This is a genomic window from Pseudoalteromonas sp. L21, from assembly GCF_021728035.1.
GTDB lineage: Bacteria > Pseudomonadota > Gammaproteobacteria > Enterobacterales > Alteromonadaceae > Pseudoalteromonas > Pseudoalteromonas arabiensis.
Map to the genome: position 1 here is coordinate 173,191 of NZ_JAKKCV010000007.1, position 13,334 is coordinate 186,524.

The window sequence follows — 13,334 nt, forward strand, 5'->3', positions numbered from 1 at the left end:
TGAGTTGTAAAAAAGCCCAGCTGTATTGCTAGGCTTGGAGTGGATCTTGAGTCAAGCGTTACTCATAACGAAGGATTAATGATGGACGGGTGCTGGCCGCCTTGAAGGCAAGGGTTGCGACAGTCAGCCAAGTAAAGAGTGCGACCAAAAGTGCCGCAGCGCCATATACCCACACGGCTTGCTCAATACGGTCGTTAAAACCTTGCAACCAGTCATCCATTAGCCAATAAGCTAGAGGCAAAGCAATTGCCGCCGCTGCGAATACTATGATTAAAAACTCACGGGCAAGTAGATTAACTAAACTTAAACGGGTTGCACCCAATACTTTTCGAATGGCTAATTGCTTTTGCTGACGTTTCGCTGCAAACGCAGCAAGTCCAAATAAACCTAAGCAACTTAAAAACATGGCCAGCACAGAGAAGTTTCGAATGAGCACAAACAAATCATGCTCGACGCGATAAACCTTGGCTAAGTCTTGCTGCATCAAGCTAAATTGCGGATCGGCGGTTAAATTAAACTGCTTTAAAAGCTGGCGTAACTGATTAAATAACTGAGAAAAGTTTACTTGTTCGGTGCTTACCACCAATCGAACGGTTGATTGCGAGCTATACCCTGCTGAAAATGACACAGGCAGCCAATCATCTTTCGCCGAACCGACTTTAATGTCTTTTACCACACCGACAATGGTTGCATTAATATTGCGATAAAGCCCCTGAACTTGCAAACCCACCACCTCATCCACATTATCGTAGCCAGCACGCTTTGCCATTTGTTCGGTCACCAAAATAGCCATTGCTTGAAGGTTACCTTCACCCTGCTGCGCCTCAGTATGCTCATCGGTAGAGTGCAGCCAATCGCTCTGAAACTGTGGTGAAAAATCTCGGCCTGCAAGTAGTGTCAGACCCAAGGTTTCAACGGCATGGAAACCTGTGCCTATGGTCGGTGGCAGTTCGCTTTCTTCGTAACCATTGGGCCAACGGAAATAAAAGCTTTCAAGAATACTGTCGGTTAAATCTGTGTCTGTAGTGGTCACTTGCATGACACCTGGCAGCGCTCGGATCTCATTAAGTATCGCGTGTTCTTTTCCCATCAATTGCTTACTGCTTAAATCATGTATCACAATGCGATCTGTCGCATCATAACCAAGCGACAAGTTTTGCAAGAACGTTAACTGTTGTAAGCTCACTATAGTACAAACAAATAAGGCCATTGCCATGGCTGCTTGAAATACTAAAAGGCCTTTACGCACCGCTTGACCTGTTTGCAATTGCCCTGCAAGTAAACTTTTTAGCGGTGCGCGTACGACACAAAAAGCCGGATAAGCACCAGATATAAAAGCCAATAAAAACACCACGCCCAATACAGCTAGCAATTGTGACCAGTCCCAAATAAGCTGCAATGGTCGATTCGCAAAGCCACTAAAACTTGGTAATAACATCTCAACCCAACACAACGCTAACAACGTAGCAAGGATCACCATTAGCAAGGCTTCTAACAAAAATTGCAGTATTAATTGTCGCTTACTCGCCCCCAAGGTTTTGCGCATGGCAATTTCTTTGCTGCGATAAAGCAATTGCGATACCGCAATATTAATGTAATTGGCTGCAGCAATGGCGAGTAGTAAGACACTTAGCACCAAGCTCAAGTTCACTAAAAAAGCCGATCCGCCTGGTTTAAATTCAAAGGGCGAATGGGCTTTAAAGTACACCTCTCGCATCGGCACTAAACGATACTCAAGTTGGCTATTCTTTAACTGATATTTTTCGATAAGACGACTAGCTAACAGCTTTTCTATGTCTTTTAAATCAGCTCCTTGCTGAGTTTTTAGATAAACATAACTCGATATATCGTTATGTTCGGTGAAATCAACAGACACTAAAGCATGGAACAAAAAGTGACTGTTATCGGGTAAATCATCAAAAACAGCACCCACAGTAACACTTTGCTCGCCCATCAATAACGTTTGTCTAAACGCTTTATTGGCGCTACCAAACAGCCTTGTGGCTTCACTGTTACTCAGAGCTATTTGATTGGGCACAGAGAGTACTTGTTCTAGGTTGCCAAGCATCACCTCTAAATGAATAAAATCGCGAATATTAGCCGATGTACCATATAAATTACGCAGCTTAAATGCTTGCCCTGCAACATTAATATGAGCGGAAAGCAAATCGCTATCAACCACATCTGCCAACACCAATAAATCGCTTACATCGCTTCGTGAAGACACTGTTTGCGCAATGCTTACAACCGTTAATGGGATCTCTTCTAAGCCTGGTACATTTACATCAACATGTAAACGATATACTTGCTGATGATCGGGCTGCATTTTATCAAACGACAATTCGTACTCTGCAAATAACGCCACTAACAGCGCCCCAGCAAGACCTATGCTTAACCCAAAGACATTCAAAAGCGCGTACAGCTTATGCCGCTTAAATACCCTAAACGCCGTGGTAATGTGTGATACTAACATGTTTTACCTTTAGACCTTACCTGCTCTACCTAAAAATGCCCCATCAGCTACGCCGATAGAGCATAGTCTTGACTAAAAACTCAATTTATTCATAACGAAGGATTAATGATGGACGGGTGCTGGCCGCCTTGAAGGCAAGGGTTGCGACAGTCAGCCAAGTAAAGAGTGCGACCAAAAGTGCCGCAGCGCCATATACCCACATAGCTTGTTCAATGCGGTCATTAAAGTTTGCTAACCAATCACCAACTAACAAGTAAGTCACTGGATACGCAATAGCAATACTGAGCACCACCAGCACTAGGAACTCTTTTGCAATGATATTAACAATACTGATGCGTGATGCGCCTAGCACTTTTCGAACAGCCACTTCTTTTTGACGACGCACTGTTGCAAACGAAGCCAAACCAAAGGTACCTAAGCAAGTTAAGAACACGGCAAGAGCGGTAAAGATTAAAACGACATTCGAAATTCGCTCATCACCTTTTAACAGGGTTTTGTAGTTGTCTGCGAGTAAGTTAATTTTTGGCTCATAGATATTGGCTGAGCTTGCTAATACTTCAGCGATCTGAGCTTTAATATATGGTAAGTTTTGCTGATCAATGGTTAAGATTAACTCTGATACAGGCGATAAGAAGTTAAAACCACACAAGAACATAATATTAGAGTTGGCATCTTTAACATTACCTACTTTTACATCTTCAACCACACCCACAACACGCATATCTATGCCGCGACCTGAGTCTTTAATGACCTTACCGATAATGTCACTCATATTAGTGTAACCCGCTTGTCTTGCGACAGACTCAGTCACAATAGTGCCAGTACTTGTTACTCCATTTTCACGGCTTGCCCAGTCACCGGCAAATTCACGACTAAAGTCACGGCCAGCAACCAGTTTTAATCCTAGCGTTTTTACAACATCGTAGCCTGCGCCTACAACAGGCGTTAAGCTGCCAGAGGCTTCACCATTTGGCCACGTTGGCATAAGCGTATTATTAATTGAAACGGTTAAACGGGTATCAATGACTGTTGTTTGCTGTACGCCTTGAATTGCGCTAATACGGTTAACTAGCGCATTTTTTTCTTTTGTGAATACTTCGCCGACAGGTAGCTCTGAAATAACCAATCTTTGTGTTGTTTCATAGCCTAAAGGTAAACTTTGTAAGTAAGTTAATTGCTTTAACAAGGTAACAGAGGCAATGATTAAACCTATTGCTAACGAAGCCTGTAAGGTTAGTAAGCTCTTACGAACCCATATTGCAGTATTACCACGTTGTAGGTCGCCACTTAAAACGCGTTTAGCACTGAATGACGAAATAAAAAATGCAGGATAAAGCCCAGCTAATATACCCACAGCAATTGCGACCACAATAATTGCAATGCCAAATTCAGAGGCGTAATTCACGACCAATTCGCGGTCTACTAGTTGGTTAAAGCTTGGTAAAAATAGCTCCACTAAAGCACATGCAATTACCATTGAAAGCATTGATACCAGCACAGATTCAGATAAAAACTGCGTTACTAACTGGCCTTTACTTGCGCCAAGCGCTTTACGCACTCCCACTTCTTTTGCACGTTTAGTCGATTGAGCGACGGTCATATTAATGAAGTTAAAACCTGCAATAAGAATAAGTAACACACTTAAACCAACACAGATCATCACCACTTGTTTAGCACCACCCGCTTTCATCTCAAACGGTGATTTAGCCGTTAGGTGCAAATCAAGTAATGGATGCAGCTCTAAACTAACTTGCTCCAGCATCGAATTGCTAAAAAAGCGCTCTGTTAAGGTTTTAGCTAATGCATCTGTATCGGTGCCCTCTGCTACACGCATATAAACATAACTACTGTTGATGTCTATTTTGCTTGGATCATGCTTAACATAAACAAGGTTTTTAAAGGCAAAGTGAGTGTTGTCTTTTAAGTCTGCAAACACGGCACGCACTATGTACTGTCCTTGTTCCTGCGTTAGTGTTTCACCAATCACATTGGTGCGACCAAAAATGCGCAGTGCTTCTGACTCACTTAAAGCTAGGCTATCTGGTGTACTCATTGCTGTTGTTAAGTCACCTGCAATCGTCTCCATAGCAATAAAGTTTTCAATATTTGCTGTAGCACCATACAAGGCATTTAACTTATAGCCTTGGTTGCGGTAACTCACATCAACCATGGCTTCACGAGTCAGCTCGACCATAGTTAACCCAAATACTTCTTCAACTTGGCTGTAATCTTCGGCCTGCTTTGACCGCACATAATTAAAAATAGGCACCACAGCTAAACCAAGTTTTGAGAAGTCTTGGCCAACACGATAAACACGCTCAGCATGAGGCTGTTGGCTATCGTACGAAAGCTCATTTTTTGCAAACAAAGCAACTAGAATTGCCGCAGCTAAGCCCACACTTAAACCCAGAACATTTAAAATAAAGTGCTGCTTTTGGTTTTTAAACGCACGCAGCGCGGTGATCAAATAACTTAAAATCATGTTATGCCACCTCTGCTGTTTGTTGAACACGGTTAGCCTTATCAACCATCACTTGGCCATCAAGTAAGCGCACTAAACGGTCAGCATAATTGCCTTCTTTTTCTGAGTGAGTAACCACAATTACCGTGGTACCTTCGCGATTTAGCTCACGTAGCATCGCCATGACTTCATCACCATTTTTTGAATCAAGGTTACCCGTAGGCTCATCCGCTAAGATTAGTTTTGGATTAATCACGAGAGCTCTGGCTACTGCTACACGTTGCTGCTGACCACCCGATAACTGTTGCGGTAAGTGATCTGCTCTATGGTCGATTGCAACACGTTTTAAGATTGCGTCTACTCGCTGTTTACGTTCACTCTTTGAGATATTTTGATACTGTAATGGCAGCTCAACGTTTTCAAATACTGTTAATTCATCAATTAAGTTAAAGCTTTGGAAAACAAAACCAATCGACGATTTTCTAAGTGTTGCTAATTGCTTTTCACCAAACCCTGCGATGTCTTCACCTAAAAACTCAAAACTGCCTGCTGATGGCGAATCCAACATACCTAAAATAGAGAGTAATGTTGATTTACCACAGCCAGATGGCCCCATAATGGCAAGAAACTCGCCTTCGTTTACATGTAAGTTAATGTTATTAAGCGCTGTTGTTTCAACATCTTGAGTACGAAATACGCGTGATAAGTTAGTTAATTTAATCATTGTTATTATCCTTAAAATTGTAGTTGTTGTGCTTTATCAAAGTTGCTGTAGCTAGAGGTGATCACGCGATCTCCGGCGCTTAGGCCACTTAACACTTCGTAATAGTTTTGATTCTTTTTGCCAAGACGAATGTCTTTTCGTACTGCACGATTGCCATCTTTTTCCATGACATAAACCCAATTACCACCCGAGCTGTTAAAAAATGCGCCGCGTTCAAGTAACAAAGCAGTGCCTTTGCTATCACCTAACATCAGCTGCACATCAATACTTTGCCCGCGTTTTATGTTGCTCGTGTCATTAGGTAATTCGACCTCAACCTGAAACTGTGATTGCTGAACACGGCTATCAATTTTGCTAACTGTTGCCGCAATTTCGCCTTGCTCATGTTCAATAAGCACTGGCATACCTGTTTGAACTTGGCTTAGATAAAACTCATCTAATCGCACAACTAGCTTGTATTCATTAGGAATATCAATCTGCCCTAGGCGAGCACCACGACCTTTTGATTCACCAATTTCAACGTCAAGCTCACTTAAATAACCATCGGCAGGTGCTGTTACGAGTAAGTTTTCAAGGTTCTTACGCGCAAACTGTAAGTTTTTCTCTAGCATGTCGGCACTGTCTTTTAACTGAGCTACCTGAACTTCACGAATGCTGTTTTCTTGCTTTTGACGCTCAAGGGTTAGCTCTTTACGCGCTTTGTAATACGCTAAGTCTTCTTTAATTTCAGATAATTGCTCTTGTGCTAACACACCCGTTTTCACTAGCGGCTGAGTCTGTTTTAAGCGACGCGATAAATGCGTAATTTTAAGGTCTATTTCAAGCAAATCACGGCGTAAGTTTAAACGGCTGGTTTCCATATTCATTTGCGTGTTACGTAAAAAGTTAAGCTGCTCAGTCACCTGTGCTTCACGGCTCATTACATCAAGCTGCAAATTGGTATTGCTTAAACGCACAAGGGGTTGGCCTTTTTTAACAAACTCACCTTGCTCAACAAGTCGCTCTTCAACTTGGCCTCCGGCAATGGTGTCGAGGTAAATAGTAGTGCGAGGCATAACCTGACCACGAAGACTTAAAGCATCAACAAATTCACCTTGTTGTACTGTGCTAATCGTTAAGCTTGTCGCGGTTACTTGCTGACTACGACCTGTTTGCTCAGTTTGCGTGAAACCATAAGCTGCAGCCGCAACAGCTAAACATCCCGCTGCAATGAATGATTTCTTGAAAAGTGCTTTGTTATTTGAGCGTGTAATTTTCTTATCCATGTTGACGCCTTTAAGTTATCTAGGTGCTAATTATCTATAGATATAACAACTCTTGTGCCAACTTTTATTTTTATTAATTTACAGCAACTTAGATAAAAATTAATGGGGGTATATATAATCAAGTGTCCACTTATAGAACACTTTAAAAATCATATATCGTCCATAAATGGACACTGTTCTTCTTTTCAATTAATCTTAGTGTTCTTAAAAAGGAATAATAATAAACAGCTATGAAACAAGCAGGATCAATTCTTATCGTCGATGATAACCCTGACGTACTTATCGCCGCACGATTACTTCTAAAACAACATTATCAGGTTGTAAAAACCACAGATAACCCCTTTGATATAGAAGCTATCATTAGCGCACAGCATGAGGCTGATCAGGCTATTGATGTTGTATTACTTGATATGAACTTCACGCAAGATTCAATTAGTGGCAAAGAAGGATTCTACTGGCTTAAAAAAATAATGAGCCAAGATACTAATATTGCAGTGTTACTAATGACGGCCTACAGCGATATTCAGCTAGCTGTCGAAGCAATTAAGGCTGGTGCCTCCGACTTTATTGCCAAGCCTTGGCAGAATGAGCAATTACTCGGTGCTGTAGCGGCGGCATTTTCACACGCTAAAGACAAGCAGCAAGTTGGTAAGCTCACAAAACAAAAGCAGGCCTTGCAGCAGTCAATCGGCAATCAACCATTTGAGTTTTTAGGCCAAAGTGATGCCATGCAGCAGGTTTTTTCGGTTATCGACAAAGCAGCCAACACAGATGCCAACATATTGATTAGTGGCGAAAGTGGCACAGGTAAAGAACTCACCGCACATGCAATCCACAATGCAAGCCAGCGCCAAAGCCAACCCTTCATAAGCCTAGACATGGGCTCATTAGCCGAAAGCCTGTTTGAAAGCGAACTATTTGGCCATAAAAAAGGGGCGTTTACTGGCGCGAAAGAAGATCGCATTGGCCGATTTGAGCTGGCCCATGGTGGTAGTTTATTTTTAGACGAGCTAGGTAATTTACCGCTTAACCAACAAGTTAAACTACTTGCGGCACTACAAAACAGGCAAATAACACCGGTTGGTGGCTCAAAAGTCATCGATATTGATATTCGTTTGATCTGTGCAACCAATGAAAACCTCGAACAAGCAGTGACTGAAGGTAAATTTAGGCAAGACTTACTGTACCGTGTTAATACCGTAGAGATCCGTTTGCCAGCTCTGCGTGAGCGCAGTGAAGACATTCCATTACTGTGTAACTACTACTTGCAGCACTTTGCACATAAATACAAACGTGAGCTCTCGATTGCAGCATCTGATATGACACGTTTAAGTCAGTATCATTGGCCAGGCAATGTCCGTGAACTTGCCCATGCAATTGAGCGAGCAGTCATCCTCTCAGAAGGTTCAGAGCTCGATATAAGCTCAGTGATAAGCTCACCAAGTACCGCTGTTAGCACAAATGAGCTTTCTACAAACGCCGCTGACTATGACACTTTTGATCTTGAAATCATCGAACAGAGAACCGTTCGTGCAGCTTTAAAGCATTTTCAAGGGAACGTGAGTCACGCAGCTAAAGCACTCGGTCTAACACGCGGAGCCATGTATCGACGTTTAGAAAAATACGGACTTTAATCGATGGGAAATTTCATTAGCTTAGCCAGCCTATTAGCTGCATTAATAGGTTTATCAATTGCTTTGTTTTGGCAAATAGACCAAAGCGGATTTTCAGCAATTTCGGTACTTTTAGTTATTTTAAATGTGACATGTGCTGCACAAATTTTTAATTTATTTAAACGCCAAACAAGGCGTGCAGATAGGGTGATTCGCGCTTTAGCAAATGGAGACAGCACATTAGGCTTTGGCGATAAACATCCTATGCAGCAGCAATTTGAGCAGGTTAAACAACAAATTCAGGCTGCGCGTTTTAATGCAGAGCAACAAGCCCAGTTCTTACAAGCGTTATTAATTCATATCGATTTAGCGGTATTAGTATGTGATGATCAAGGCAATATTATTGAAAGCAATCCAGCGGTCAGTCGTTTACTTGGGCAATCTGTAAAGCACATCGATGATTTAGGTGTAATAGCAAACCTAGTCCAAGGCGCTAAACAAAGTAGCCGTAATACCGTGCCATGGCAAAATGGTGAGCAGCACGATACGCTATCTGTGCAGATCAGTATTGCCGAAATCCAAGGTAAAGTTCGTAAAGTGATCAGTTTGCAATCTATTCATGATCAGCTGCAATTAAAAGAACAACAAGCATATAAACGCCTCACCAAAGTACTAACCCATGAAATTGCTAATTCGATTACACCACTCTCTTCATTAGCACAAACTTGTACGGCGCTGCTGCCAAATGAGCTTTGTTTTGATGATCAGGAAGATAAACAAGACCTGCAACTTGCCTTAACAACACTGGCATCACGAACCGAGCATTTAGGGGAGTTTATAGCGCAATTTAAAAAGGTTAGTAGCTTACCTGCCCCACACTTACAGCCACATATTTTGGCAGATCTTGCCAAACAAGTTGTAGCACTTCACTCACAACAGGCTAAACAACTTAATATTACTTTGAGTTTATCGGTGCAAAGCCAACAGTTAGTAATGATAGATAGAGGCCAAGTTGAGCAAGTGATGATAAACCTGCTGAAAAATGCCCTTGATGTACTAAAGCAGTTAAATAATTCAGAGTCAGCAAAGTGCATTGAGGTAAGCATTGCACAAAATACTAATCAGCAACTGTATTTAGAGGTCAGCGACAATGGTACAGGTATCAGCGATCATGTGATCGAGATGATTTTTGTGCCATTTTTTACTACCAAGCAACAAGGCTCAGGAATAGGCTTAAGCTTATCACGCCAGATCATGCTTAATCATGGCGGCGATTTGGTATATATCAAACGCCAACAAGGAGCCTGCTTTCGCTGTGTGTTCGGTTAACTTACATCGTTAGAACACTTACTTACAATTTGCTAAGGCGCTGTTTGGTATCATCTACCCATTAACGTTTAATGGATTAACCAATATGAAGTATCTCGCCTTAGCACTCTTTTCTTCATTAATCTTCATTCCTGCTACAAGCTTTGCTGGTATTTATGACAGCCCAGATATGAATTTGTTTGTTAAATCAGAGCATAATAGTACTGATTCAATCACCTCGGCAGGCATCGAATTTATGACTAAAGTTAACCGCAGCAATTTCGGCGCAGCATTTACAACGGCACTAGGCTCAGCTGAAGTGTTCACTAAAAAAGGTGATCGGGAAACATTTCTAACCTTAGACACAGGCATAAAATTTGGCTATTTCAGTGACTTTTTTGCCTATGGCGAAGTGGGCTTAGATTTAATTGAGCTTGCTGTTTACGACGACCGAGATGACCATGATTACAGCGACCGCTTTGATGATGACCACAATAATATTGATGGCTATGTTGGTGTGGGCATGGGCGTTGACTCAAAGCCATTCAGAATAGAGATCTATGCCAGAGCCCGAGAAATAGACAGCCGCTATTGGGAAGCACAAAACCATGGCTACGCAGGGTTACAAGTTAGTATTTCGTTTTAATTTCAATTGGGTGAGTGAGTTAGGGAGTTGTTAATCTAATGGTCATTTTTAGCTCACCCTATGTTAAGCTTAGGCGCTTTAGTTTACCCGCACCTAAGTTAACGGAGTATTTTAATACGTGTTTTTCAATCGATTTTTAGGCCTTGTTGTTGTTTCTATTATTTTAACAGGCTGTCAGACTGCCCCTGAGTCTCTTCCCGAAAAGAAGCCCGCCATCAAAGCCAACCCAGGTACTGTGGTTGCTGAAGCTAAAACAGCACAAGCCGACGCGGTGACACCGCTAAAACCAAGTGAACTTGATGACGTATGGCAGCGTATTCGCATTCAACTGCAATTTAGCGATTCAAGCCACCCTGATGTGCAAAAACGCATCGCTTGGTACCTTACTCACCCAAACTACATGGAAGAAATAAGCCGCCGTGCAGCGCCGTATTTGTATCATATCGTCACAGAAGTAGAAAACCGTGACTTGCCAATAGAACTCGCCCTGATGCCACTTATAGAGAGTGATTTTGATGCCAGTGCCTATTCACATAAACATGCTTCAGGTTTGTGGCAGTTAACACCCTCTCTTGCTAAATATTTCAAAGTAAAAATTACCCCTTGGTATGATGGTCGCCAAGATGTAATTGACAGCACACGTGCAGCCCTCGATTTTATGGAATACCTTTATAAACGCTTTGATGGCGATTGGTATCACGCTATTGCTGCGTACAATATTGGTGAAGGACGGGTGCTACAAGCTATTGCTCGTAATAAAAAACAAGGTAAGTCGACGGACTTCTTTAGTTTAAAGCTGCCATCGCAAACTAAACACTACGTGCCTAAGCTACTGGCCGCAGCACAATTATTAAAGCATCAAAAAATGATATTCCCTGCGATTAAGAATGAGCAGGCTATTGCAACCTTACCTGTGACTGGTGCCGTGATCTTGGCAGATAAAGCGAAATGGCAAGAGCTTGAAGAGCTAAACCATGGTGTTATCCGTTACCCTGCTGTAATTGATGCGCCGCATATTGTGGTCCCAAAAGAGCAGCAAGCACATTATCAAAGTCTATTAACTAATCAAAAGAGCAATGATTATAGCCAGTGGCAACATTACACAGTTAAACGCGGTGATAGCTTAAGTGTGATCGCAAAGAACTATAAAGTAACCGTTAGCCAGCTCAAAGCTTTTAATAACTTAAAAACAAATACGATTCGTATAGGCCAAAAGCTTTTATTACCGCAATTAGCTGATCAACAAATCGAGTATAAGGTGAAACCTGGCGACAGTCTTTGGAAGATAGCTAAACAATACAAGGTCAGTATCACTAAGCTTAAACAATGGAATAACCTTTCAAGAGATAGCTTAAGAGTGGGTGAAAAGCTCACCGTATTTATTTCAAACAGCTAATAACTCAAACAGGGAGAAATACTCCCTGTTTCTTTTTGTATGCAATTTAATCTGCATGTTTTATAGTCTATAAAAAACAACAAATACAAGACTATGGACAATCAAAAGCAGGATATCATTAAATCAAATAATGACTCAGATATAGTATCCACAAACCTGTGTGCACAACCAAGCAACATAAATAAGCCCGAAGCTTGGTTAACCAACGAACGGCTAAACCTTTTTCTCGCATTGTGCGCTATTATAATTTCAGCAGCCTCCTTTTATGCCACTTACTTACAAGCCAACGCCGCAGAGCGGCAAGTAAAAGCCGCAACATGGCCATGGCTCGAAGTTATGACAGGGAATTTTGATGAGGAAAAAAATTCGCAAGAAATCACTTTTTACATTAAAAATTCAGGCTCAGGCCCAGCCATTATTAAATACGTTAAATTCTTCCATGATGAAAAATCGTATAGCAATGTATTCAAATTAATAAAAGACTGCTGCTTTGATATTTATGCTTATGAAGCACAGTTAAATGAACTGCAAAAAGAGTCAACTGACATCAATTTCTTTGAAACATTCGGTTGGTTATACACCGGCGTTAGTAATAACCGATTATTAGCCTCAGGCGCTGAACTTAATCTTTTTGGTTTTAAGAAAACAGGTTTCAATACAACTCAGTGGGACAAGGTGAATAAGCAACGCATGAATATCAAAACCGAGATCTGCTATTGCTCGTTGTTAGAACAATGCTACTTAAGCGATGGTCGCGGAGATGTAAAAGAAATAGAGCAGTGTGATATAGCAAGATAGTTGCACTCAATTTAAACGCCGTGATATTTTCTGGGCTTGGATGTCCTGCTTGCACATGGCAAATGCCACACTCTCATTGTGTTGGCTCGGCCTTGTCGCGTAGCTGCGGGTTTATCCCGCGTCATGGGGTGTCTATTCACGGGTAGCGCGCGATGTAAAAGCGCGACCACACACGAAAAAACCCGTTGCATTACTGCAACGGGTTTCTCTAATTGGAGCCATGGTGCGCTACGCAGTAAGATGTCCTACTTTCACATGGCGAGTGCCGCACTATGCCTACAAGGATAGAAGTAGTAGGGTCTTGGTTGGGTGTTTTATTTTTCTACAGGCAACAAAAAACCCGACTCTTTCGAATCGGGTTTCTCTAATTAGGAGCCATGGTGCGCTATGCAGTAGGATGTCCTACTTTCACATGGCGAATGCCGCACTATGCCTACAAGGATAGAAGTAGTAGGGTCTTGGTTGGGTGTTTTATTTTTCTACAGGCAACAAAAAACCCGACTCTTTCGAATCGGGTTTCTCTAATTAGGAGCCTGGCGATGTCCTACTTTCACATGGCAAATGCCACACTATCATCGGCGCTGTTTCGTTTCACTACTGAGTTCGGCATGGGGTCAGGTGGGTCCAAAACGCTATTGTCACCAAGCGTA

Annotated in this window: 9 protein-coding genes and 1 rRNA gene; 5 read left to right on the forward strand and 5 right to left on the reverse strand. The window is 41.9% G+C overall.

The window, feature by feature from the left end; translation table 11 throughout:
• Positions 1-58: 58 nt before the first annotated feature.
• The 4 genes from L3V41_RS18175 to L3V41_RS18190 all read right to left on the reverse strand — a co-directional run bounded on the left by L3V41_RS18175 (position 59) and on the right by L3V41_RS18190 (position 6,923).
• Entirely contained in the window at positions 59-2,473 is a 2,415-nt protein-coding gene (locus tag L3V41_RS18175; protein ID WP_237128248.1) for an ABC transporter permease, read from the reverse strand.
• Between the two features lie 85 nt (positions 2,474-2,558).
• Complete coding sequence (locus L3V41_RS18180; RefSeq protein ID WP_237128249.1) at positions 2,559-4,955, reverse strand: ABC transporter permease; 2,397 nt, start codon at positions 4,953-4,955, stop codon at positions 2,559-2,561.
• A 1-nt stretch (position 4,956) separates the two neighbouring features.
• Positions 4,957-5,658 (reverse strand): ABC transporter ATP-binding protein, encoded by a 702-nt coding sequence (locus tag L3V41_RS18185; protein WP_237128250.1) that lies wholly within the window; start codon positions 5,656-5,658, stop codon positions 4,957-4,959.
• An 11-nt stretch (positions 5,659-5,669) separates the two neighbouring features.
• Positions 5,670-6,923 (reverse strand): efflux RND transporter periplasmic adaptor subunit, encoded by a 1,254-nt coding sequence (locus L3V41_RS18190; RefSeq protein ID WP_062567064.1) that lies wholly within the window; start codon positions 6,921-6,923, stop codon positions 5,670-5,672.
• Positions 6,924-7,153: 230 nt separating this feature from the next.
• Here L3V41_RS18190 and L3V41_RS18195 point away from each other — a divergent pair, with 230 nt between their 5' ends.
• From L3V41_RS18195 to L3V41_RS18215, 5 genes are all read left to right on the forward strand, one after another.
• On the forward strand, positions 7,154-8,557 hold the full coding sequence (locus tag L3V41_RS18195) for a sigma-54 dependent transcriptional regulator (protein ID WP_237114639.1): 1,404 nt from the start codon (positions 7,154-7,156) through the stop codon (positions 8,555-8,557).
• Positions 8,558-8,560: 3 nt separating this feature from the next.
• Positions 8,561-9,865 carry an ATP-binding protein gene (locus L3V41_RS18200; protein ID WP_237128251.1) on the forward strand — a complete coding sequence of 435 codons (1,305 nt, stop codon included), beginning with the start codon at positions 8,561-8,563 and terminating at the stop codon, positions 9,863-9,865.
• A gap of 85 nt (positions 9,866-9,950) precedes the next feature.
• A complete protein-coding gene (locus L3V41_RS18205; protein WP_237128252.1) occupies positions 9,951-10,490 on the forward strand; it encodes a hypothetical protein in 540 nt (179 codons plus the stop codon).
• 118 nt (positions 10,491-10,608) lie between these two features.
• Complete coding sequence (locus L3V41_RS18210; RefSeq protein WP_193988059.1) at positions 10,609-11,886, forward strand: LysM peptidoglycan-binding domain-containing protein; 1,278 nt, start codon at positions 10,609-10,611, stop codon at positions 11,884-11,886.
• A gap of 93 nt (positions 11,887-11,979) precedes the next feature.
• Positions 11,980-12,684 (forward strand): hypothetical protein, encoded by a 705-nt coding sequence (locus L3V41_RS18215; RefSeq protein WP_062567060.1) that lies wholly within the window; start codon positions 11,980-11,982, stop codon positions 12,682-12,684.
• A gap of 531 nt (positions 12,685-13,215) precedes the next feature.
• Here L3V41_RS18215 and rrf read toward each other — a convergent pair.
• Positions 13,216-13,330, reverse strand: a 5S ribosomal RNA gene (gene rrf / locus L3V41_RS18220).
• Between the last annotated feature and the right edge of the window lie 4 nt (positions 13,331-13,334).